Consider the following 22,924-nt stretch of genomic DNA (forward strand, 5'->3'; position numbering starts at 1 on the left):
GGTGCTATGGTGGAGCGTGATTTGGTGGTGTTTGTGCAGGTAGGCGCATACTTGTTCGGGACTAAGTTTGCGGCGGATAAGGGTGTCTATGTGTTGAATCAGCTGCGAATCGAGCTTATAGAGTTGTCGCTTACGCTGTTTGATAGTCTGGCTTTGCCGCTGGGCTTTTTCGGCACTGTATTGTTGCCCTTGTAAGCAGTGCCGCTTGATTTCTCGGCTGATAGTGCTTTTGTGGCGGTTAAGCTGTTTGGCGATTTCGGTAAGGGTGCAGTGGCGGGATAGGTATTGGATGTGGTATCGTTCGTCTTGGGTCAGTTGTGTGTAGCTCATGGCAATCTTTCTTGCAGGAAAGGCCGTATGCTACCGCATACTGGCCTTTTTCTGTTAGGGAAAGTTGCACTTCAAATCCGAATCCGCCACCGTCTGAAATTTAATCTTTCAGACGGCCTTTTAACTTCTCAGCTAAATAGTAGAAAATTAAAAAAAAATAGTCCAAATCTGTCGTTTAGCTCTGTCCAAGATTTCAATTTGATCAAACCTTGTTTTGCCCTCAAACAAGCTTTTCTATCCACCAATCCAACATCTTTGAATTACTACTACTCAACAGAAAAGGCCGTCTGAAAAATTCAAACGGCCTCGATACTTAAGCCTTACAGATTAAAAGAACAATTCACGCCAGCTGATGCGTTTGAGTCCGCATGTACGGCCTTGAACTTCCAGACTGTCCAATTGATTGGACAAGAGACTGCGATCGCCTTTGGTTGCAAAACATTTATTGTTTGGCACGCTCGGCGTAGCATTCAGCTCCTTATCCGTACCCGTACCGCCGCTATCGCCATCGGCAGTGACCGGAGAATCGTCAGCTTTGCTGGAATTCATATAAGTAAAGTTGATAACGCCATCAAAAGTCATACCGTTGGCGTAATAAATCTGACCATTATTTTCACGTTTGATAAACTTACGGTCCTTGCTGGAGATACGCGCATCACGCAAGCCCAAACGGCCGCCATTTTCAGCATTTACGCCCAAAATAATCGTTTTCGCTGTCGTTTGTGTGGATGTACTGTCCGGCAAACAAACATCGGTACTGGAAGAATCAGTATGAATTGTTTTGCTTTCATACTTGCGGATGGTTACAACGGCTGTACGCAAAATCATCGTTGGTTTGACAGTCACACGTTCATTCGGATCTAAAGTCAGACTCCAGCCTTTTTTGCCTTCGCCAACCTTATTGTTGCTGACATAAATGTTTTCGCCGTCACTTTCTCTGGTTTGCTGTTCCAACTCACTGCTGTTTGCCAAAACCGCTTTTTTAGATTCATCAGTAGACACATCGTCGTAAATACCGTAAACGGCATTGATTTGACCGTTGGTATTATTCAATTCATTCTGATAAATCTCGCTACCCGTACCAAAAATAACGACATACTTATCTTTACTGCGGCGTGATACCGCAGGCGCAGACGTAATTGGTTGATTACCCGAGCCTTGGAAAATCATTTGCGCCGACCATTCAGACGGCTTTTTAGCGCTCAAGTCGAAGCGGAACATATTACCGTAACGGTCGCCGGCATAAGCAATATCGACAATACCGTCAAAATCGGTATCCACCAAAGTGGGGGTAGAGAGGCCACCTTTGCCATTCGGTACAGAAATTTTGACCAAGAGATTACCGGCACTAGAAACATTTTTACCGGTGTCTTGCGTACCCGCTTCTTTACCTGTCATATCATAGATATACAAAGCCGTTTCATTGTCGGCACTGTTCACATCTTCAGTACGATAACCACTGGCCAAGAAACCCGCATAACGCACATTAGATTCCAAATTAACCGGAGTAGTATCGCGCTTGATGGAAACACGGCCGATTTGTGTCGAACCAATGGTATAACCGAGCTTATTGCCAGAGCCTTTTTCTGTTTCAAACAAAGGTACGGTCTTATCCCAACCACTATGATCACTGTTAGCCACTGCACCAATATTCAACGCATACGCACCGCGTCCACCCTGACCCATCGCACCAAACATAAAGGTTTGCTTATCAGGCGTTTGACGGAGAACAAAGCCACCATTGACCATATAGCGGTGTGGCGTGCCGGAGCCGTAACCATCGCGTGCAATATCTTTCAGAACTTTACCCAAAGTTGTCGCTTGACCTTTATCGTCCTCGCGCTCCATGCCTGCTGGAATATAGCTGAGTTTCAAGTCATAAGGATTGCTAGGCGTACCATTGCGGAAAATATGTACCATGCCGTCATTGGCAGCGGCGACCAAAAACTCTTGACGGTTGTCGCGCTTATTGCCAATAGCCGCAACCGAACCGTCTAAAATATCGCCCAAATTACGTTCATCTTTACTTGCGTCAGCTGGATCAGTGGGACGAATTCGATAAGACTGACTATAACCTTTTGTCTCTGCATCCGCTTTAATGGCCTCATCACTACCTGCTCGGCCAGTCCATTTCAGCAATGCATTTTTCCATTCCAACTTATCTTTCGCACTGCCGTCTGAAATGCCAAAATCGGCATTTGAAGCCTCATTATCTGCAACTCTATCGATGAAATAGGTCTTACTGCCATCATTAACCAAAGTAAGACGGTTATTAAATGATGGCTGAACAAACTCAGTCGTATTGATAGGCGTACCATCGCGGTTTAATTTATAAAACCGCAACTGACTGCTCCAAGAGCCGGTATTTAAATGAACCGTTGCCGCCATATTGGGAATACCTGCACTGGTCGTTGCTGGTGCAGTTGAAGATGCTCCTTCAAATTTCGTATTCTTGCTGTCATTTTCAATATTGTCGACAATGGTCTTGAAAGCATCGAGCAACTTTTCAGGTTTTGAGGCATTGAAATACCAGTCAGGACGGCTAGCGCCTTTTTGCAGATACTCCATCCCGACTTCAGAGATTCCCTCACCAAAGCCCACGGTAAAAGTCTGAACCAATTGCTTGCTATAATCTACGCCCTTAGGATCGCTTGGATCACCATCCCAGCTCTTGCCGGCAGCATCTTTGCCATCTTTTTCTGTTTTGATGTCTTTTTCTGCCAAAGTCTGACTAAAGAAACGCATACCGCGTTTCTCATTACCATAGTTTCTATCCCAAATAGGAACAATGATTTCGCCACTACCTATCCACATTCGCCTACGATAATAATCGCTATACCCGAATTTATAATCGGTATATTGGCACATCACTTTTTTTTCATGCTCCGGGATATGGGCATCATATTGATAAAGTGGCAGGTCAAAGTATCCACTAAAGCCATGGCCATCGTTGAAAAATTCACCTTTTCCATATTTATCGTCATAAGCCTTCGCTGCGGACGGCTCGAAATATTGGTATGCAGGCGTATCCGCGCTATGTTCGATGGCGCGGTAGTAGTTTGAATAGTAATAATCTCGATCGTAGTTGAAGCTGGTATTGCGCGATAAGCGAGGATCCTCACCGGCATCCTGATTGCTACAACTCATATTGGCATCACCATCCGACATCACGACAACATAAGATTTTTGACAACGGTATTTAATATTTGGGATAACGAAATTTTTGACAACTTCATAATAACGGCGCGTTGTCGGCGTACCTTGATAAGCCAGCATTTCATCTACTTTTTTACTGACATATTCCCAGTTTCGACCGGCAGAACCATCCGTAAAGCCTTCAGAATCCTTCATATCACCTTTGGTATCATCGGGTCTAGGCAGTTCTGTATATGCGTAAATAGCATTATTCTCTTGCCTTTTTTTCTCATCCCATTTCCAATACCGAGGATTATTGTGCAAAGTCTGCAAGCCCCAGTTGAACTGATCTTTATATTGCGCTAAAACCTGCTTTAATGCCGATTTTGCAATATTGATTTTTTTATTCTCATCACGGACATGATAATCACCCTTAGCATCAGCCAACATACTGCCCGAGTCATCAATCAAAAACATAATATTGTGTTTGACTTTGGGTTGGCCGCTGACGTCGGTTTTGTTTTGCAGGTAAAAAGGAGTTTGGGCAAATTGCTGCGTATTTGCCTGAGCGGCAATGCTGATGAGCGCTAAAGCGGAAGCGACGCTTGCATGAATGAGGCGATGGCGGCCTGATGGAGCGTTTTGCATAATGTGTTCTTTTTTCATCGGATAATCTCAGTTAAAAATGACGTTGTTTTTATTTTTTATAGACTACGATTTTAGCATAAACAGCCTGTTTCATGTTTGACTCGGCTGAATTTCCCTAAGTGCGCATTTCAAATACAGCAAAAATGAAACAATCTGCCTGCTCAGTTTTCAGACGGCCTGACTGAATATTTAGTTCAACCTTATTCATCAAGCATTCCAAAAGTAAGGGGCTGTACCGTAAAGATAAAACGTTTTTAAATTATCGATTATTGGCTCTACGCTTGAAATTCCTATTACTTTGACTTAAAATACACTGCTTCTACGGCATAGACCGCTATGTCTGAAAAAGCACGTTACACAGCAAAATCAAAGCTGCGGAGCGTGTTTTTTTTTAGCCGAGATTTCCGAGGGCTGTCTTTTTTGTAAACAATTTTTATTTTTCAGACGGCCTGACCTATTTTTTTCGAACCGACCATCATCAGGCAAACAGGATTCCATCATGACCACTCCGGCTCTTCTCGTTCTCGCTGACGGCAGCGTATTTCACGGCACATCAATCGGTTACGAAGGTTCGACTTCCGGCGAAGTCGTGTTCAACACTTCCATGACCGGCTATCAGGAAATCCTGACCGACCCTTCCTACTGTAAACAAATCGTTACCCTTACCTATCCACACATCGGCAATACCGGCACCAACGCCGAAGATGAAGAAAGCCGCAGCGTTTACGCCGCCGGTTTGATTATCCGCGACCTGCCGCTCTTGCACAGCAACTTCCGCGCTTCCGAAAGCCTGCACGACTATTTGGTGCGCAACAAAACCGTCGCCATCGCCGACATCGACACCCGCCGCCTGACCACGCTGCTGCGTGAAAAAGGCGCACAAGGCGGCGCGATTTTGACCGGCGCGGACGCTACGGTTGAAAAAGCGCAAGAACTCATCACCGCGTTCGGCAGCATGGTCGGCAAAGATTTGGCAAAAGAAGTTTCCTGCAAAGAAGCCTACGAATGGACCGAAGGCGAATGGGCGTTGGGGAAAGGTTTCGTTACCCCTGCCGAACAGCCGTTCCACGTCGTCGCCTACGATTTCGGCGTGAAAACCAACATCCTGCGTATGCTCGCCTCGCGCGGCTGCCTCCTGACCGTCGTTCCCGCCCAAACCAGCGCGGAAGATGTGTTGGCGCTCAACCCCGACGGCGTGTTCCTCTCCAACGGCCCCGGCGACCCCGAGCCTTGCACCTACGCCATCGAGGCCGTGCAAAAACTGATGGCAAGCGGCAAACCCATCTTCGGCATCTGCTTGGGACACCAGCTCATCAGCCTCGCCATCGGTGCGAAAACCCTGAAAATGCGCTTCAGCCATCACGGTGCCAACCACCCTGTACAAGATTTAGACAGCGGCAAAGTCGTCATCACCAGCCAAAACCACGGTTTCGCCGTCGATGCCGACACTCTGCCCACCAACGCACGCATTACCCACAAATCCTTGTTCGACAACACCTTGCAAGGCATCGAACTGACAGACAAACCTGTATTCTGCTTCCAAGGCCACCCCGAAGCCAGCCCGGGCCCGCAAGACGTCGGCTATCTATTCGACAAATTCATTGACAATATCAAAGCAGCAAAACAATAAAGCTGATTTTTTCAGACGGCCACACTCAACTCGACAACAGGCCGTCTGAAAACCAAACTTCAAAAATATAAATTCAGCCCCCTCTCAACATCTGTACAGCCTGAAAACCCAATCGTCTAATCAGAAAGGAAAACCAATGACTGAAAAACAAATGCACATTCTTTCCGTCACCGCCACCCTGGCCGGCGTCGGTATGTACGTTTCTTATATCCCGCAAATCCAAAACAACCTTGCCGGCAACCCCGGCTCGCCGTTGCAACCCCTCGTCGCCGCCATCAACTGCACATTATGGTTTGCCTACGGCTTTTTGAAAGAAAAACGCGACTACCCCATCATACTGGCAAACGCCCCAGGCATTATTTTGGGTTTGATTACATTTATCACTAGTTTTTAAGGAAGTTTTCAGACGGCCTGTGCAACATAAAAACGCAAAAGGTCGTCTGAAAAAGAGTTACCAAAATATCAACAGCAGGAATTTTTCAGGCAGCCTTTATCGCAAGGCAAATGGAACAAACGCCGCGAGCGTTTTTTCAGACGACCTTTGAACCCGTCGGTAGGGTGTGTGCCGCAAGGCACGCACGCGGTGGGTTGGGTTGCAGGGAAAATAGAGAACGCGTGCGTGCGTACCGCACACACACTACATACGGGCTACGGCTTGCTACATGCAGGCTACGGCTTGCTACATGCAGGCTACGGCTTGCTTAATTATGTTTAAGCATTTTAGGAATAATGCTCATGATCATAAAAACAAAAGACGAATTAGAAAATGCCATAAAAAATAAAGTTCAAAATTTTGAGGTTGAAGGTGAATTAGCCGAGAATCTGAAAAAAGGGCAACAAATAACCACTCTTGGAAAGATTTCTTTAAGTATCTTAATCGCTTCTCTTGCAGGTATTGTTGCAACACCTGCAACAGGAGGAATTTCAGGTGCATGGGGATTTGCTGGGGCAGCTACGGTAGCAACATTAACTGGATTAGAAATTGCCACAATCACGGCTGTTGCTTTTTTGGGTATTGGTATGCTTATCGCACTTTTTAAAGATTATAATGTTGAGTTTGAAAAAGACACCGAGGGAAAATTCAAAGCAAAATTTACCAGGAAAAAAGACTAATTTTAATTTAAAGGTTTGAGTAAATTGGTTTGTAAATCTGACACTTTCTAGCGCTGATTAGTTCTAATCTACGTTTTCTACCTTATTTAATTTAGCAGTTGGAGAAAAAAATGTATTGGAATTTTTACAATGACAGAATTCTTTTTCTTGAAAAAATGATTGAACAACATCCTGAAAATAAAGAATTTATTCAATCATATACAAAATTGATTGAAAAAGAAATTGATTTGGAAATAAAACGACTTGACTTTGATGTGCAAATCCATAGGAACAATACTGATTTCAATAAAAACAATGATAACAATCAAACCGAATATGCTGTTCAGCAACTTAAAGAAAACAAACAGCTTAAATAACCAGTTAAGAGAAAGCTCCCATCATGCCCAAACGTACTGACCTAAAATCCATCCTTATCATCGGCGCCGGCCCTATCGTTATCGGTCAGGCCTGCGAATTTGACTATTCGGGTGCACAGGCCTGCAAAGCCTTGCGTGAAGAAGGCTATAAAGTCATTCTGGTGAATTCCAACCCCGCCACCATCATGACCGACCCTGAAATGGCCGATGTTACCTACATCGAGCCGATTATGTGGCAGACGGTAGAAAAAATTATCGCCAAAGAGCGTCCTGACGCGATTCTGCCTACCATGGGCGGTCAGACCGCGCTGAACTGTGCGCTCGATTTGGCGCGTAACGGCGTGCTGGCGAAATACAATGTCGAGTTAATCGGCGCAACGGAAGACGCCATCGACAAGGCGGAAGACCGCGGCCGCTTTAAAGAAGCGATGGAAAAAATCGGTTTGTCTTGCCCGAAATCTTTTGTCTGCCACACCATGAATGAAGCCTTGGCTGCGCAAGAACAGGTCGGCTTCCCTACCCTGATTCGTCCTTCTTTCACGATGGGTGGTTCGGGCGGCGGCATTGCCTACAATAAAGACGAATTTTTGGCAATTTGCGAACGCGGTTTTGATGCGTCGCCTACGCATGAATTGCTGATTGAGCAGTCCGTTCTCGGCTGGAAAGAGTACGAGATGGAAGTGGTGCGCGATAAAAACGACAACTGCATCATTATCTGCTCGATTGAAAACTTCGACCCAATGGGTGTGCACACCGGTGACTCCATCACTGTTGCGCCTGCACAAACATTGACCGACAAAGAATACCAAATCATGCGTAATGCTTCGTTGGCAGTGTTGCGAGAAATCGGCGTGGATACCGGCGGCTCAAACGTTCAGTTTGCGGTGAACCCTGAAAACGGCGAGATGATTGTGATTGAGATGAACCCACGCGTGAGCCGTTCGTCCGCTCTGGCTTCCAAAGCAACGGGCTTCCCGATTGCGAAGGTGGCGGCGAAGCTGGCGGTCGGCTTTACGCTGGACGAGTTGCGCAACGACATTACCGGCGGCCGCACGCCTGCATCGTTCGAGCCTTCCATCGACTATGTCGTGACCAAAATCCCGCGTTTCGCATTTGAAAAATTCCCTGCCGCAGACGACCGCCTGACCACGCAGATGAAATCGGTGGGCGAAGTGATGGCGATGGGTCGCACGATTCAGGAAAGCTTCCAAAAAGCCCTGCGCGGTTTGGAAACCGGCTTGTGCGGCTTCAACCCACGCAGCGAAGACAAAGCGGAAATCCGCCGCGAACTGGCCAACCCAGGCCCTGAGCGTATGCTGTTTGTAGCCGATGCGTTCCGCGCAGGCTTCACACTGGAAGAAATCCACGAAATCTGCGCCATCGACCCTTGGTTCTTAGCGCAAATCGAAGACTTGGTGAAAGAAGAAAAATCGGTTTCAGACGGCCAGTTGCAAGACTTGGATTACGCCGCTTTACGCCGTCTGAAACGCAAAGGCTTCTCTGACAAACGTTTGGCACAATTGTTGAACGTAAGCGAAAAAGAAGTCCGCGAACACCGCTACGCGCTGAACCTGCACCCGGTTTACAAACGCGTCGACACCTGCGCCGCCGAGTTTGCCACCGAAACCGCCTACCTCTACTCTACTTACGAAGAAGAATGCGAATCCCGTCCTTCCGACCGTAAAAAAGTGATGATTCTCGGCGGCGGTCCAAACCGTATCGGCCAAGGTATCGAATTTGACTACTGCTGCGTTCATGCCGCACTCGCCCTGCGCGAATCCGGTTTTGAAACCATCATGGTCAACTGCAACCCGGAAACCGTATCCACCGACTTCGACACCAGCGACCGCCTGTACTTTGAGCCGCTGACCTTGGAAGACGTATTGGAAATCGTCCGCACCGAAAACCCATGGGGCGTGATTGTGCATTACGGCGGCCAAACTCCGCTCAAACTGGCCAATGCTTTGGTGGCAAACGGCGTGAACATCATCGGCACATCTGCCGACAGCATCGATGCTGCCGAAGACCGCGAACGCTTCCAAAAAGTATTGAACGACTTAGGCCTGCGTCAACCGCCTAACCGCATCGCCCACAACGAAGAAGAAGCCCTCGTTAAAGCCGAAGAAATCGGTTATCCGTTGGTTGTCCGTCCTTCTTACGTACTCGGCGGCCGCGCCATGCAGATTGTTCACTCTGCCGAAGAGTTGCAAAAATACATGCGCGAAGCCGTACAAGTTTCCGAAGACAGCCCCGTATTGCTCGACTTCTTCTTGAACAACGCCATCGAAGTGGACGTAGACTGCGTTTCAGACGGCCAAGATGTCGTGATCGGCGGCATCATGCAACACGTCGAACAAGCAGGTATCCACTCCGGCGACTCCGGCTGCTCATTGCCTCCATACTCTTTGGACGAAGAAATTCAAGACGAAATCCGCCGTCAAACCAAAGCCATGGCATATGCACTGGGCGTGGTCGGCTTGATGAACGTACAGTTTGCCGTACAAGACGGCGTGGTCTTCGTACTGGAAGTGAACCCACGCGCCAGCCGTACCGTACCGTTCGTATCCAAAGCCACCGGCGTACCGCTCGCCAAAGTCGGCGCACGCGTGATGGCAGGCATTTCGCTGAAAGAGCAAGGCGTAGAAAAAGAAGTCATCCCGGACTTCTACGCTGTTAAAGAAGCCGTGTTCCCATTTATCAAATTCCCGGGTGTGGACACCATTCTCGGCCCTGAAATGCGCTCTACCGGCGAAGTCATGGGCGTAGGCGCAAGCTTCGGTGAAGCCTACTTCAAAGCCCAACTCGGCGCAGGCGAACGCTTGAGTACAACAGGCAAAGTGTTCCTCGCCGTACGCGACGAAGACAAACCGCTCATCGTCAAAACCGCACAAAACTTCCAAGCACTCGGCTACGGTGTCTGCGCCACACGCGGTACCGCCGAATACTTGAAAGAACATGGCATCATCGTGCAAGCGGTCAACAAAGTGCAGGAAGGCCGCCCACACATCGTGGACGCAATTAAAAACGGCGAAATCGCACTGGTGGTCAACACCGTCGGCAGTACAGTGCAATCCGTTACCGACAGCCACAGCATCCGCCGCACTTCCCTCACCCAACGCGTACCGCAATACACCACCATCGCCGGCAGCGAAGCCATGAGCGAAGGCGCAAAAAGCCGCGAACACTTGGGCGTGTACAGCGTACAGGAATTGCATGGCCGTCTGAAAAACAAAGCCTAATCAATCCTATCGGATTTAAATAGTTAAAAGGCCGTCTGAAACCTGATTGCTCAGTTTCAGACGGCCTTTCTGCAAAAAGAAGGAAAACGTAATGAAACAAACTATTCAAGAAAAACTGACTCAAATTTCACTTGCCGAACCACTGCATTTTCTGCTGGCGGCGGAGAGCGGAAGCCGCGCATGGGGCTTTGCTTCGCCCGACAGCGATTATGACGTTCGCGCCATTTATATCCGACCCCAAGAACATTATCTGCAAATTGATGAAGCAAAAGATACGTTTGAATTTATTGAAAACCAATGGTTTGATGTAGGCGGCTGGGACATCCGCAAGGCTTTGCGCCTGTTGAGAAAAAGCAATGCCGTATTGCTGGAATGGTTGCGTTCGCCGATTGTTTATACACAAGATGAGGCATTCATAAGCCGTCTGAACGAACTTGCGCCCCAATACGTCCAAGCCGCCGCGTTGTTGCACCATTATCGCGGTATCGCCGGCAATGCTTTGAAAGCCATGGATTTGGCGCAGCCGATTAAATTGAAGAAATGGTTTTACGTCTTACGTCCTTTATTGGCGGCACGCTGGGCAGTAAAACAAGGTGACATTCCACCAATGACTTTGATTGAGTTGATGAGCGAATGGCAAACCGATTGTGCTACCCAAATTACTGATCTGGTTGCATTAAAAGCAGAGCAGAACGAAAGTTATCTGCACACATTATCGCCAGAGCTGCAAAAGCTGACTGTTGACCTATATAACGAAGTTTACGCCTTGTCTGCCCCTACTGCCGAACCTGCCGATAGCGGGCCTTTGAACGAATTATTCCGTTCCACCTTGGCAACCATTTATCCGTAAAAGGCCGTCTGAATATGCTGACCCTCGAAGACTTGCACACGCAAAACCTGATTCTGCTTGAAGCCGTGTCCGGCAGCCGTGCCTACGGTTTGGCAACGCCTGAGTCCGATACCGACATCAAAGGCGTGTTTTACCTGCCCAAATCCATGTTTTACGGCATGGAATACATCCCGCAAATCAGCAATGAAACCAACGATATTGTGTATTACGAACTGGGACGGTTTATCGAATTGCTGCTGCAAAGCAATCCGAACACGCTGGAGCTGCTGGCTTCCCCTTCCGACTGTGTGCGATACCGTTCGCCATTGATGGATGCGTTCAAAACCGAATGGTTTATCTCTAAAACCTGCCAACAAAGTTTTGCAGGTTATGCCTACGGACAAATCAAAAAAGCACGGGGATTGAATAAAAAAATCAGCAATCCAATGCCGTCTGAAAAGAAAAGCATCCTTGATTTCTGCCACATCGTAGCAGGCAGGCAAACCGTACCGTTACAGTACTGGCTTGCACAACGCGGAATGGAGCAAAGGCGTGCAGGCTTAATCAAAATCGCCCACGCCCGAGAACTTTATGCGCTGTTTTACGATGCCGACGGCACGATGGGCTACCACGGTATTGCACCCAAACCCGAAGCCACAACGCTTTCACTCAGCACTATTCCAGAAGGAGAAACACCGCTTGCCCATCTATCCTTCAACCAAGATGGATACAGCAGCTACTGCCGCGAATATGCCTCTTATCAACAATGGCTGGCAGAACGCAACGAAACACGCTATCAAGGCACGCAGGCGCACGGCCAAGGTTACGATGCAAAAAATATGATGCACACCTTCCGCCTGCTTGAAACCGCGCGCGATATTGCCCTTTATGGCGAAATCCGTCCACGTCGTCCTAATCGTGACGAATTGCTGGTCATCAAGCGTGGTTCTTTTCCTTACGATGAACTGTTGGTGCGTGCAGAAACCTTGATTAACGAAGTAGCAAATTTGTTCGCCCAGTCCGATCTGCCGGAAGCTGTAAACACCAGTTTGGCAATCAATGCACTTGTTGAAATCCGAACTAAGATTTACGGATAAGAGAACCAAAAGAGAATCAAAAACAGAGGCCGTCTGAAATTATGTGTTTCCGCTTTTCAGACGGCCTTTTCATATTTCAAATTCCAACCGTCTGTCCATCAAAACAACCTTTTCTGCCGTCTCCAAACAAGGGATAGCAACATGAAATATAATTTCGTTATTGATTGGATTCATACGACAAAATTGTTGTTTTTTCATCATAATCCAAAAATATCGAGTTTAACGCCTATTCTCCTTGCTTTATAATGGCCGTCTGAAATAAAAATACAATTAAAGCAGAAGCATGTCTTTGCCACTTAAGCAGATTTGCATAATTAAATATATGCTTTAATCATAATAATGATAAAATAATACGGCTTTCCTCTAAATTAAAGGGAAAACTGCACAAGAAACGGAAAATAAAATGAGTGTCGGATTATTGCGTGTTTTGGTTCAAAGCCAGACCATCTCAAATCAACAAGCGGAACATTACAACAGCCTTTTACAATCAGGCAAAGAAATCCTGCCCAAACTGTTTTCAGACGGCATCATCTCCCCTAAAGCTTTGGGAGAGTTGGTCGCGCGCGTATTCAGTTATCCCCTTTTGGATTTGCGCTACTACCCGCGCAATAATGTAGTCAGCGACATTCTGACGGAAGAGCAAATGGTGCAAAACCGTTGCATTCCGATTTTCAAACGCGGACGCAAGGTTTATTTCGCCGTATCCGATCCGACCCAAATCCAAAACTTCCAAAAAATCGCTTTTGCTTCAGGTTTAAGTGTCGACTTGGTAGTGGTTCCCGACGACCAGCTCAGCTCATTGCTGGAATGGCTGGGTCAACGTTCGACGACCATTCTGAAAGAAATCAACGACGAACATGAAGCAACGCAGCAATCTCAATCGCTTTATATCGACAATGAAGAAGCTGAAGACGGCCCTATCCCCCGTTTCATCCACAAAACCTTATCCGATGCCCTGAACGCGGGCGCATCGGATATCCACTTTGAATTCTACGAACAAATGGCGCGCGTTCGTTTCCGTGTGGACGGACAATTGCGCGAAGTCGTACAACCTCCTGTCGCCGTGCGCGGCCAGTTGGCATCGCGTATCAAAGTGATGGCGCGTTTGGATATTTCCGAAAAACGTATTCCGCAAGACGGCAGAATTCAAATTGCCTTCCATAAACATGGCCGTCCGATTGACTTCCGTGTCAGCACTTTGCCGACATTGTTTGGCGAAAAAGTGGTGATGCGTATCCTAAATTCCGATGGTACATCGCTCAATATCGACCAGCTCGGCTTAGAGCCTTTCCAAAAAGAAATGCTGCTTGAGGCCATCAACCGCCCTTACGGCATGGTATTGGTTACCGGTCCGACAGGTTCGGGCAAAACCGTTTCGCTCTATACCTGCCTGAGTATTTTGAACACGGAAGATGTGAATATTTCAACGGCAGAAGATCCGGCCGAGATTAACCTGCCGGGTATCAACCAAGTCAACGTCAATGAAAAACAAGGCCTGACGTTTGCCGCCGCACTCCGGTCCTTCTTACGTCAGGATCCTGATATTATTATGGTCGGTGAGATTCGTGACTTAGAAACCGCCGACATCGCCATTAAAGCCGCCCAAACCGGCCACATGGTTTTCTCGACCCTGCATACCAATAATGCACCTGCCACGCTGTCCCGCCTTTTGAACATGGGCGTAGCGCCTTTTAATATCGCCAGCTCGGTCAGCCTGATTATGGCGCAAAGACTGTTGCGCAGACTGTGTCCAAACTGCAAACGCGAAGTTGAACGCCCGCCGGTTCCGGCATTGAAAAAAGCCGGCTTTACCGATGCGGACTTGGCTCAAGATTGGAAACTCTACCGCCCGGTTGGCTGCGACAGCTGCCGCGGCAAAGGCTTTAAAGGCCGCGTCGGTATTTATGAAGTCATGCCGGTCAGCGATGAAATGCAAAAAGTCATTATGAACAACGGTACGGAAGTTGATATCATGAACATGGCCTATCAGGAAGGCATGGTAGACTTGCGTCGTGCCGGCCTCATGAAAGTCATGCAAGGCCTGACCTCGTTGGAAGAAGTAACTGCCCATACCAATGACTAAACTGCCATATTTTCGAAAATTAAAATAAAGCGGCACGGGGAAACAGTCCGCTTTATTTCTTACTAACAAGGGATAACTCATGGCTCAAGCAGAGCAAAAAAGAAGTCTGTTCGGCTCAAGAAGCAAAGGCAAGCGTTTTACATTTGAAGGAAAAAATACCGAGACCGAACGTCTTGTCCGTGGTGAAGTAGTTGCTAAAGACGAAGAAGAAGCACGCAAAAAACTCCAACGCAGAGGCATTCGCCCTTTGCGTATCAGCAAAGTCAAAACCGCACGCAAACGCCGTATTACCCAAGAAGACATTACAGTGTTCACTCGCCAACTGGCAACCATGATGAAGGCAGGCTTACCGCTGATGCAGGCTTTTGAAATCGTTGCGCGCGGCCACTCCAATCCGAGCATGACCGAAATGCTGATGCAGGTTCGCTCCGATGTCGAACAAGGCAGCGCATTGGGTAAATCGTTCTCCAAATATCCAAAATATTTCGACCGTTTCTATTGCAATCTGGTCAGCGCAGGCGAGTCCGGCGGCGTACTGGAAAGCTTATTGGACAAACTGGCTGTCTATAAAGAAAAAACCCAAGCCATTAAGAAAAAAGTTAAAACCGCACTGACCTACCCGATTGCCATTATCGTGGTGGCGATTGCGCTTATCTTCATCATGATGATGTTTGTACTGCCTGCCTTTAAAGAAGTTTATGCCAATATGGGTGCAGAGCTGCCACGTCTCACCCAACTTGTCATGAACTTGTCTGATTTATTCGTCGACTACGGCTGGATTATGATCATCCTTTTGATTGTTTCCGCTTTCGGCCTGTACAAACTCCATGAAAAATCGCCTACCTTCCAAAAACGAATCGATGCTCTGATTTTGCGACTGCCTGTTTTTGGCGCCATCGTCCGAAAAGCGACCATCGCCCGTTGGGCGCGTACGACCTCTACCCTCTTCGCAGCCGGCGTTCCTTTGGTGGAAGTATTAGATTCAGTTGCAGGCGCATCCGGCAATATTCTCTATGAAGAAGCTACTCAAGACATCAGAGCCAAGGTAACCCAAGGCCTGTCGCTGACATCCAGTATGCAAAGTACTGATATGTTCCCCAATATGGTGATCCAAATGGCGGCCATCGGCGAAGAGTCAGGCTCTTTGGACGATATGCTGAACAAAGCCGCTGAATTCTACGAAGATGAAGTGGACAACTCCGTCTCCCGATTGTCTCACTTGATGGAGCCTATCATCATGGTGGTATTGGGTTCGCTCATCGGTATCTTGCTGATTGCCATGTATCTGCCGCTGTTTAACTTGGGTAATGTCGTAGGTTGATATGCTTGATAGTATTTACTCTGCCATCGATGCCCTCTCCGTTCTTGCGCCATTCGCTATTCCTTTAGCCGTTATTTTGGGATTGCTGATTGGCAGCTTTCTGAATGTTGTCATTTATCGTACTCCGATAATGATGGAACGCGAATGGACACAATTTTCCAAAGAGCATTTGGGCATCGAGCTGACAGATGAAGACAAACAGCCATTTAATCTGCGTAAACCGGATTCACGCTGCCCAAAATGTAAAAGCCCTGTCAAACTTTGGCAAAACATCCCCATTCTCAGCTATGTTTTACTGGGCGGGAAATGCCACTCCTGCAAAACCGCTATCGGCATACGCTATCCGCTGATTGAGCTGCTAACAGGCGTCTTATTCGGTATTGTCGCGTGGCAATACGGCTGGTCATGGTCGACTATTGGCGGATTAATTCTGACTGCCATATTGATTGCGCTGACCTTTATTGATGCCGATACGCAATATTTACCCGACAGCCTGACTCAGCCCCTAATTTGGATCGGTCTGTTGTTTAATCTGAATGACACATTTGTGCCCCTGCATTCAGCCGTTTGGGGCGCAATCGCAGGCTATATGAGCCTTTACACTTTATGTGCCGTCTATAAACTTCTGACCGGTAAAATCGGCATGGGCAATGGCGACTTCAAACTTTTGGCCGCGCTCGGGGCATGGCTGGGCGTAGGTATATTGCCTGTTCTGATCTTCATGGCTGCCTTAGTCGGTCTGGTGGGCGCACTCATTGCCCGCGTCGGTAAAGGTCAATATTTTGCTTTTGGTCCCAGCCTTGCTGTGGCAGGATGGATTATTTTGGTTGCCAATGCACCTATTACCCAACTGGTACAATGGTGGCTCGTACAATCAGGATTCCGATAATGACATTATGGATAGGCTTGACCGGCGGCATCGGCAGTGGCAAATCATCTATCGCCCAAATGTTTGCCGAACTTGGCGTACCCATTATCGATGCCGATGCCATCAGCCGCTCACTGACCGCTGAAAACGGCGAAGCCCTTCCTGCCATCCGCGAGCTTTTCGGCGATGAGGTTTTTGATCATGAAGGCCGTCTGAATCGTATGGCTTTACGGGAAGAAGTTTTCAGACGGCCTCAATCCAAAAAACAACTGGAAAACCTGCTTCTGCCATTAATCTTAAACAAAATCCAACAGCAGAAACAACAACTTACCTTCTCAACTTACGGCATTGTCGATGTACCGCTTTTAATTGAGAATCCAGCATTTAAAGCGGAGACCGACCGTATTTTGGTTGTAGATGTTCCAGAGTCCGTCCAAATCGAACGCGTACATCAACGCAATGGTTTTTCAGAAGAACAAACGCGTCAAATCATGGCTACCCAAGCTTCTCGATGTGACAGACTGCTGCATGCCGACGATGTATTGGACAATACCCATAGCATGGAAGAAGCAAAAATCAAGGTTGTCCGTTTGCATCAATACTATCAATCCATTGCACAAACTCTGAAAGAAACTGCATGACCGCTCCTGTTGTAAAATGTCCGACCTGCCACAAAGAAGTCGTTTGGAACACCGACAGTCCCTACCGCCCTTTCTGCAGCAAACGGTGCAAACTCATTGATTTAGGCGAATGGGCACAAGAAAAATACACCGTTTCTTCGGAAGACGACCCCTTTTCAGACCTGTTGGACGGCAAATAAACTGCTCCGCTTCCTTCAGCCTATCCAAAACAGGCTCAAAACAGTAAAATACCCTCTTTATTCCAATCTATTCCATCCACCATGCTCACCTTCCAACAAATTATTTTCAAATTACAAAACTACTGGGCAGACAAAGGCTGCACCGTTATCCAACCTTTCGATATGGAAGTCGGTGCTGGTACTTCGCATCCAGCCACCTGCCTGCGCGCATTAGGCCCAGAGCCTTGGTTTGCCGCTTACGTTCAACCCAGCCGCCGCCCCAAAGACGGCCGCTATGGCGACAACCCCAACCGCCTGCAACACTACTATCAATTCCAAGTTGCGCTCAAACCTGCACCAGCCAATATTCAAGACCTCTACCTCGATTCCCTGCGCGAATTGGGTATCGACCCTAAAGTACACGACATCCGTTTTGTCGAAGACGACTGGGAAAACCCTACTCTCGGCGCTTGGGGCTTGGGTTGGGAAGTTTGGCTCAACGGCATGGAAGTAACCCAATTCACCTACTTCCAACAAGTCGGCGGTATCGACTGCTCCCCTGTACTCGGTGAAATTACCTACGGTATCGAGCGTCTCGCCATGTATCTGCAAGGCGTGGAAAACGTGTACGACCTCGTTTGGGCAAAAACCCTTGATGGCAACATCGTCACTTACGGCGACGTTTATCATCAAAACGAAGTCGAACAATCCACCTACAACTTCGAATACAGCGATGCCGATTGGCTCTTGCGCCAATTCAACGACTATGAAGAACAAGCCAAACGCCTGCTTGCAGTTGAGGATACCAGTCTTGCCCTGCCTGCTTACGAGCTTGTACTCAAAGCCGGCCACACGTTCAACCTCTTGGATGCACGCGGCGCCATTTCTGTTACAGAACGCGCAACCTACATCGGCCGCATTCGTGCACTGAGCCGTATCGTTGCTCAAAAATTCGTTGAAAGCCGCGAGAAACTGGGCTTCCCATTGCTTAAAAACCAATAAGCCCATATATACTTACCACGCCGCCATTTGATACATTCAAGTGGCGGCGTTTCTATTTTCAGACGGCCTTAACGTCGATGCCATCGCAAACACTTCCAGCCTGCTTTCAGGTAAAATAAGCCCTTTATTACATAAACCGTCTGAAAACATGAGTTCATCCTCTTCTGCAAAAATGCCCTTTTTCTTACTTTCCCTCGTTGCCATTATTCTTGACCAACTGAGCAAATGGGAAATCTTGAAACACTTTACCGAAGGCGAACGCCTCAATATCATTCCAGACCTCTTTGACCTGACACTTGCCTATAATCCAGGCGCGGCATTCAGTTTTTTGGCCGACCAAGGTGGCTGGCAAAAATTCTTCTTTTTAGGTCTGGCCATCGTTATCAGCCTATATTTAGCCCGTGCTATTTGGCGTGATGAGTTTGGCCGCTGGGGCAAACTGGGGGCTGCCATGATTATCGGTGGCGCGATTGGCAATGTGGTTGACCGCCTGATTCACGGCCACGTTGTCGATTTTCTGCTTTTCTATTGGCAAAACTGGTTTTACCCTGCATTTAACATTGCCGACAGCTTTATCTGCGTTGGTGCAGTTTGCTTGGTATTAGATGGTTTGCTGCACAAAAAAACACCTTCAAACGACACAAAGGCCGTCTGAAAACGGAATACACATGACTCAAAAAACCATTATCCTTGCCAATCCCCGCGGCTTCTGTGCCGGTGTTGACCGTGCCATCAGCATTGTTGAACGTGCACTCGAAGAATTCGGCGCGCCTATTTACGTCCGCCATGAAGTTGTTCACAACAAATTCGTCGTGGACAATCTGCGTGCAAAAGGTGCCGTCTTTGTTGATGACTTGGCGGATGTCCCAAAGGGTGCCACACTGATTTACTCTGCTCACGGCGTATCCAAAGCCGTACAGGAAGAAGCGGTGCAACGTGGTTTCCGCGTTTTTGATGCCACCTGCCCTTTGGTAACCAAAGTCCATAAAGAAGTAGCCCGCCTTGATGAGCAAGATTACAAAATTATCATGATCGGCCACAAAGGCCACGTCGAAGTAGAAGGCACGATGGGACAATTACCTCCGGGTAAAATGTTTCTGGTTGAGACAGTGGAAGATGTAGCCGGACTGAACGTCAAGAATCCTGACAAACTTGCCTACGTCAGCCAAACCACTTTATCGGTGGATGAAACCAAAGACATTATTGCAGCTTTAAACCAACGCTTCCCCAATATCCGCAATCCGCACAAAGAAGACATCTGCTACGCCACAACCAACCGCCAAACCGCTGTTAAAGAATTGGCCGAAGAATGCGATCTCGTGATTGTTGTCGGCTCGCCCAACTCTTCCAACAGCAACCGCTTGCGTGAAGTAGCCGCATTGCGCGGAGTTGATGCCTATATGGTCGATAATGCTTCCTATCTGAAAAAAGAATGGTTTGAAAATAAAACCAAGGTCGGTGTAACTGCCGGTGCATCTGCGCCCGAAGTCTTGGTTCGAGAAGTCTTACAAACCATTCAAGATTGGGGACATGAGACCATACGCGAAGGAGAAGGCGCAGAAGAAAGCATTGTATTTGTCTTGCCCAAAGAATTGCGTCGTGAGGGCGAAAACAAGCAAATTCTCAATAAAGGGTAAGTTTGTTATTTGCTTTATTTGAACTTAAGGCCGTCTGAAAATTTTCAGACGGCCTTAAGTATATTTTACTAATAAAAAAGACCTGCCTTAAAGGCAGGTCTTTTCATACATGATCCTGATTATTTATCAGAAGTATGTTGCTGACGGCGCAAGATAGCCGGAATTTCAAAGTCATCCAGTACAGACTGGTTGCTAAAATCAGCCGCAGTCAGATTCATAGAACGGATATTGCGGTTGGTACGAACCAGGCTTTCAGCACTGCTTTGGCTTTGAGCTTGAGGCGCTTCTTCCGCACCGCGTACCAATTGTTGGGTACGGGCAGCAGCGCGCAGTTGGTTGTCAGTACCGTTTTCTTTCAAGCCGGTAGCAATGATGGTAATACGGATAGCGTCTTCGCTCATGCTCTCGTCTTCGGCAGCACCAAATTTGCATTCCACTTCAGGATGTGCATTTTGGTTGACGATACGCATAATCTCGTTGAACTCAGACATTTTCAGGCAGCCAGGAGCAGTGGTAATGTTTACCAATACACCGCGTGCGCCATCCAAAGTAACGTTATCCAAGAGCGGGCTGGAGATAGCTTGATCGGTAGCCAAACGGGCACGGTCGATACCTTGCGCGAAACCAGAACCCATCATGGCGATACCGCGATTGCTCATCACGGTTTTCACGTCGGCGAAGTCCAAGTTGATCATGTCGCTAGGACAAGTCACTACTTCAGAAATACCGGCAACCGCGTCACGCAGTACATTGTCTGCTGCACGGAAGGCTTCGCGCATGGTCACGTCTTCACCCAAAGCAGTCATCAATTTGTCGTTCGGGATAATAATCAGGGAATCGACGCGCTCTTTGAGTTGATCCAAACCTGCTTGAGCGATATGTACGCGTTTGCCTTCGTAAGCAAACGGACGGGTTACAACCGCAACGGTCAGGATACCCATTTCTTTAGCGATTTCAGCCACAACAGGAGCAGAGCCGGTACCTGTACCGCCACCCATACCGGTAGTGATGAACAGCATGTTTGCACCGCGGATGGCATCTTCGATGGCTTCGCGATCTTCTTGAGCAGCGGCGCGGCCGATTTCAGGATTTGCACCGGCACCCAAACCGCGAGTCAGGTTTGTACCCAATTGAATGCGTTTAGCCGCATTGTTTTTAGCCAATGATTGCGCATCGGTATTGGCACTGATGAACTCAACACCATGAATAGTGTTGGCAACCATGTTGTTGATGGCATTACAGCCACCGCCGCCCAAACCGATAACTTTAATAACAGCAGGGCTCGTTGCTGATTCTGCTACGTCGTAAACAAATTCCATTCAATAATCCTCCGCGCCCCGCTTTATAAGGACGGTTCAAAAATAACTTATTATCCGTATTATATAAGAAGTATCCAGATACTGGCAAAAATCTTCTTACCATTCGGCTGTCGGCGTTATATTTTTACTACATTTTTTAACAGAAAATATACAAGTTTTAAATTATCCACTTGGCAATTATTTAAAACCGTTTAATTCCACTTAAATATTCAGGACAAACGGTTGCTACGCCGCCTGCCCTGAAAACTTTTATCAGAAATTGTCTCTGAAGAATCTTTGGATTTTTTCCCACAGACCCATTTTTTTGCCCGAATCATTCAGGGCAATCGCACCGGTTCGGCTGGTTTGCTCACCCTCTTCGGCAGCATAGGCCGTCTGAAGCAGGCCAATCGCTGTTGAATAGCGTGGATTGCGGATACGCTCGGATACGCCGCCCATTTCCTGTGGAACGCCGATACGCGCCGGCAGGTTGAAGACTTCTTCCGCCAACTCAACAATACCGGTCAACATAGAAGCACCACCGGTCAAAACGATACCGGAAGTTAACACTTCTTCAGGGAACCCAGAGCGGCGCAATTCGTTCAGCGTCAATTCCAAAATTTCTTCTACGCGCGGACCGATGATTTCAGCCAATACACGGCGTGAAATTTGACGCGATTGACGGTCGCCAACGCTAGGGACTTCAATCATTTCATCCAAGCCGTCCATAGTCGGAATCGCGGCGCCGTAATGGATTTTGATGTATTCGGCTGCACTGTGCGGCGTACGCAAGGCTTGCGCCAAGTCTTTGGTAATCAAATCGCCGGCAACGGGAATAACCGCAGTATGGCGGATTGCGCCGTTGGTATAAACCGCGATGTCGGTCGTACCGCCACCGATATCGATGACACACACGCCCAAATCTTTTTCGTCTTCAGTCAAAACAGCATGACCGCTTGCCAAAGGCTGAAGCATGATTTGATCCATTTGCAAGCCGCAACGTTGGATACATTTTTGGATATTTTGCAAAGCAGTGTTCGCACCGGTAATGATGTGTACACGGGTATCCAAACGCACGCCGCTCATGCCGATAGGCTCTTTCACACCAGGTTGGTTGTCGATGATGTACTCTTGAACCACGGTATGCAAGATATTGTGATCAGGCGGAATATTGATGGCTTTGGCCGTTTCGATAGCACGATCGATGTCGGCTTGCGATACTTCGCCATCTTTAATTTTTACCACTCCTTGTGAATTCAGGCTGCGGATATGGTTACCGGCAATACCGGTGACGACGTGGGAAATTTTGGTATCTGCCATTAGCTCGGCATCTTCTACCGCCTGACGAATGGCTTGCGCAGTGGCGTCAATGTTGGTCACCATACCTGCACGCAGACCGCGTGAAGGGCTTTGACCCAAGCCAACAATGTGGATTTCGTTATCTTCCCGAATCTCACCGATTAAGGCGATGACCTTGGACGTACCAATGTCTAATGCACTGATATATTTATTTTGTTGTTCCATAATTGCTCGTTCGCT

Annotated in this window: 20 protein-coding genes; 16 read left to right on the top strand and 4 right to left on the bottom strand. The window is 47.8% G+C overall.

Going from position 1 to position 22,924, the window contains the following annotated elements:
• Positions 1 to 330: helix-turn-helix domain-containing protein (locus HMPREF2700_RS11535; protein WP_141745850.1), on the bottom strand; the 330-nt coding region annotated here is incomplete at its 3' end.
• 27 nt (positions 331 to 357) lie between these two features.
• On the opposite strand from HMPREF2700_RS11535, the gene HMPREF2700_RS11715 reads away from it, so the two are divergent.
• Positions 358 to 621 (top strand): hypothetical protein, encoded by a 264-nt coding sequence (locus tag HMPREF2700_RS11715; RefSeq protein ID WP_141745851.1) that lies wholly within the window; start codon positions 358 to 360, stop codon positions 619 to 621.
• Between the two features lie 36 nt (positions 622 to 657).
• Here the strand turns inward: HMPREF2700_RS11715 and pilC are convergent, their stop codons facing one another.
• A complete protein-coding gene (gene pilC / locus HMPREF2700_RS09485; protein ID WP_070591731.1) occupies positions 658 to 4,131 on the bottom strand; it encodes a PilC family type IV pilus tip adhesin in 3,474 nt (1,157 codons plus the stop codon).
• Between the two features lie 481 nt (positions 4,132 to 4,612).
• On the opposite strand from pilC, the gene carA reads away from it, so the two are divergent.
• The 15 genes from carA to ispH all read left to right on the top strand — a co-directional run bounded on the left by carA (position 4,613) and on the right by ispH (position 20,087).
• A complete protein-coding gene (carA, locus tag HMPREF2700_RS09490) occupies positions 4,613 to 5,743 on the top strand; it encodes a glutamine-hydrolyzing carbamoyl-phosphate synthase small subunit (RefSeq protein WP_070591733.1) in 1,131 nt (376 codons plus the stop codon).
• 136 nt (positions 5,744 to 5,879) lie between these two features.
• Positions 5,880 to 6,137: a SemiSWEET family transporter gene (locus HMPREF2700_RS09495; RefSeq protein ID WP_049225703.1), complete on the top strand. Its 258-nt coding sequence runs from the start codon at positions 5,880 to 5,882 to the stop codon at positions 6,135 to 6,137.
• Between the two features lie 341 nt (positions 6,138 to 6,478).
• Entirely contained in the window at positions 6,479 to 6,856 is a 378-nt protein-coding gene (locus HMPREF2700_RS09500) for a hypothetical protein (protein WP_210389900.1), read from the top strand.
• 110 nt (positions 6,857 to 6,966) lie between these two features.
• Positions 6,967 to 7,212 (top strand): hypothetical protein, encoded by a 246-nt coding sequence (locus HMPREF2700_RS09505; protein ID WP_070591736.1) that lies wholly within the window; start codon positions 6,967 to 6,969, stop codon positions 7,210 to 7,212.
• Positions 7,213 to 7,235: 23 nt separating this feature from the next.
• Positions 7,236 to 10,451, top strand: coding sequence for a carbamoyl-phosphate synthase large subunit (carB, locus tag HMPREF2700_RS09510; protein ID WP_070591737.1), 3,216 nt, complete (start codon positions 7,236 to 7,238; stop codon positions 10,449 to 10,451).
• Positions 10,452 to 10,542: 91 nt separating this feature from the next.
• Positions 10,543 to 11,301, top strand: a complete 759-nt coding sequence (locus tag HMPREF2700_RS09515; RefSeq protein ID WP_070591738.1) for a nucleotidyltransferase domain-containing protein — start codon at positions 10,543 to 10,545, stop codon at positions 11,299 to 11,301.
• Between the two features lie 14 nt (positions 11,302 to 11,315).
• Positions 11,316 to 12,377, top strand: a complete 1,062-nt coding sequence (locus HMPREF2700_RS09520) for a DNA polymerase beta superfamily protein (RefSeq protein ID WP_070591741.1) — start codon at positions 11,316 to 11,318, stop codon at positions 12,375 to 12,377.
• A gap of 403 nt (positions 12,378 to 12,780) precedes the next feature.
• Positions 12,781 to 14,460 carry a type IV-A pilus assembly ATPase PilB gene (gene pilB, locus HMPREF2700_RS09525; RefSeq protein ID WP_070591743.1) on the top strand — a complete coding sequence of 560 codons (1,680 nt, stop codon included), beginning with the start codon at positions 12,781 to 12,783 and terminating at the stop codon, positions 14,458 to 14,460.
• Positions 14,461 to 14,539: 79 nt separating this feature from the next.
• Entirely contained in the window at positions 14,540 to 15,781 is a 1,242-nt protein-coding gene (locus tag HMPREF2700_RS09530) for a type II secretion system F family protein (protein WP_070591745.1), read from the top strand.
• A gap of 1 nt (position 15,782) precedes the next feature.
• Positions 15,783 to 16,670 (top strand): prepilin peptidase, encoded by an 888-nt coding sequence (locus HMPREF2700_RS09535; RefSeq protein WP_070591747.1) that lies wholly within the window; start codon positions 15,783 to 15,785, stop codon positions 16,668 to 16,670.
• Complete coding sequence (gene coaE, locus HMPREF2700_RS09540; protein ID WP_070591748.1) at positions 16,670 to 17,290, top strand: dephospho-CoA kinase; 621 nt, start codon at positions 16,670 to 16,672, stop codon at positions 17,288 to 17,290. The genes HMPREF2700_RS09535 and coaE overlap by 1 nt, the downstream gene beginning before the upstream one ends.
• Complete coding sequence (gene yacG, locus HMPREF2700_RS09545) at positions 17,287 to 17,469, top strand: DNA gyrase inhibitor YacG (RefSeq protein WP_003682475.1); 183 nt, start codon at positions 17,287 to 17,289, stop codon at positions 17,467 to 17,469. The genes coaE and yacG overlap by 4 nt, the downstream gene beginning before the upstream one ends.
• A gap of 81 nt (positions 17,470 to 17,550) precedes the next feature.
• Positions 17,551 to 18,450: a glycine--tRNA ligase subunit alpha gene (gene glyQ / locus HMPREF2700_RS09550; protein ID WP_003685919.1), complete on the top strand. Its 900-nt coding sequence runs from the start codon at positions 17,551 to 17,553 to the stop codon at positions 18,448 to 18,450.
• A 148-nt stretch (positions 18,451 to 18,598) separates the two neighbouring features.
• Positions 18,599 to 19,105: a signal peptidase II gene (gene lspA, locus HMPREF2700_RS09555; RefSeq protein WP_070591749.1), complete on the top strand. Its 507-nt coding sequence runs from the start codon at positions 18,599 to 18,601 to the stop codon at positions 19,103 to 19,105.
• Positions 19,106 to 19,118: 13 nt separating this feature from the next.
• On the top strand, positions 19,119 to 20,087 hold the full coding sequence (gene ispH, locus HMPREF2700_RS09560; protein WP_070591751.1) for a 4-hydroxy-3-methylbut-2-enyl diphosphate reductase: 969 nt from the start codon (positions 19,119 to 19,121) through the stop codon (positions 20,085 to 20,087).
• Between the two features lie 119 nt (positions 20,088 to 20,206).
• Here the strand turns inward: ispH and ftsZ are convergent, their stop codons facing one another.
• Both ftsZ and ftsA read right to left on the bottom strand, forming a co-directional pair.
• Positions 20,207 to 21,406, bottom strand: coding sequence for a cell division protein FtsZ (gene ftsZ, locus HMPREF2700_RS09565; protein ID WP_063076120.1), 1,200 nt, complete (start codon positions 21,404 to 21,406; stop codon positions 20,207 to 20,209).
• Positions 21,407 to 21,658: 252 nt separating this feature from the next.
• Positions 21,659 to 22,909, bottom strand: a complete 1,251-nt coding sequence (ftsA, locus tag HMPREF2700_RS09570; RefSeq protein WP_004518873.1) for a cell division protein FtsA — start codon at positions 22,907 to 22,909, stop codon at positions 21,659 to 21,661.
• Positions 22,910 to 22,924 lie beyond the last annotated feature (15 nt).

The organism is Neisseria sp. HMSC068C04 (assembly GCF_001810105.1).
GTDB classification, from domain to species: domain Bacteria; phylum Pseudomonadota; class Gammaproteobacteria; order Burkholderiales; family Neisseriaceae; genus Neisseria; species Neisseria flavescens_B.

Bases quoted from the DNA above. Each gene is read 5' to 3' on its own strand.
- HMPREF2700_RS11715 (WP_141745851.1), top strand. From the start codon at position 358: ATGCTACCGCATACTGGCCTTTTTCTGTTAGGGAAAGTTGCACTTCAA.
- pilC (WP_070591731.1), bottom strand. From the start codon at position 4,131: ATGAAAAAAGAACACATTATGCAAAACGCTCCATCAGGCCGCCATCGC.
- carA (WP_070591733.1), top strand. From the start codon at position 4,613: ATGACCACTCCGGCTCTTCTCGTTCTCGCTGACGGCAGCGTATTTCAC.
- HMPREF2700_RS09495 (WP_049225703.1), top strand. From the start codon at position 5,880: ATGACTGAAAAACAAATGCACATTCTTTCCGTCACCGCCACCCTGGCC.
- HMPREF2700_RS09500 (WP_210389900.1), top strand. From the start codon at position 6,479: ATGATCATAAAAACAAAAGACGAATTAGAAAATGCCATAAAAAATAAA.
- HMPREF2700_RS09505 (WP_070591736.1), top strand. From the start codon at position 6,967: ATGTATTGGAATTTTTACAATGACAGAATTCTTTTTCTTGAAAAAATG.
- carB (WP_070591737.1), top strand. From the start codon at position 7,236: ATGCCCAAACGTACTGACCTAAAATCCATCCTTATCATCGGCGCCGGC.
- HMPREF2700_RS09515 (WP_070591738.1), top strand. From the start codon at position 10,543: ATGAAACAAACTATTCAAGAAAAACTGACTCAAATTTCACTTGCCGAA.
- HMPREF2700_RS09520 (WP_070591741.1), top strand. From the start codon at position 11,316: ATGCTGACCCTCGAAGACTTGCACACGCAAAACCTGATTCTGCTTGAA.
- pilB (WP_070591743.1), top strand. From the start codon at position 12,781: ATGAGTGTCGGATTATTGCGTGTTTTGGTTCAAAGCCAGACCATCTCA.
- HMPREF2700_RS09530 (WP_070591745.1), top strand. From the start codon at position 14,540: ATGGCTCAAGCAGAGCAAAAAAGAAGTCTGTTCGGCTCAAGAAGCAAA.
- HMPREF2700_RS09535 (WP_070591747.1), top strand. From the start codon at position 15,783: ATGCTTGATAGTATTTACTCTGCCATCGATGCCCTCTCCGTTCTTGCG.
- coaE (WP_070591748.1), top strand. From the start codon at position 16,670: ATGACATTATGGATAGGCTTGACCGGCGGCATCGGCAGTGGCAAATCA.
- yacG (WP_003682475.1), top strand. From the start codon at position 17,287: ATGACCGCTCCTGTTGTAAAATGTCCGACCTGCCACAAAGAAGTCGTT.
- glyQ (WP_003685919.1), top strand. From the start codon at position 17,551: ATGCTCACCTTCCAACAAATTATTTTCAAATTACAAAACTACTGGGCA.
- lspA (WP_070591749.1), top strand. From the start codon at position 18,599: ATGAGTTCATCCTCTTCTGCAAAAATGCCCTTTTTCTTACTTTCCCTC.
- ispH (WP_070591751.1), top strand. From the start codon at position 19,119: ATGACTCAAAAAACCATTATCCTTGCCAATCCCCGCGGCTTCTGTGCC.
- ftsZ (WP_063076120.1), bottom strand. From the start codon at position 21,406: ATGGAATTTGTTTACGACGTAGCAGAATCAGCAACGAGCCCTGCTGTT.
- ftsA (WP_004518873.1), bottom strand. From the start codon at position 22,909: ATGGAACAACAAAATAAATATATCAGTGCATTAGACATTGGTACGTCC.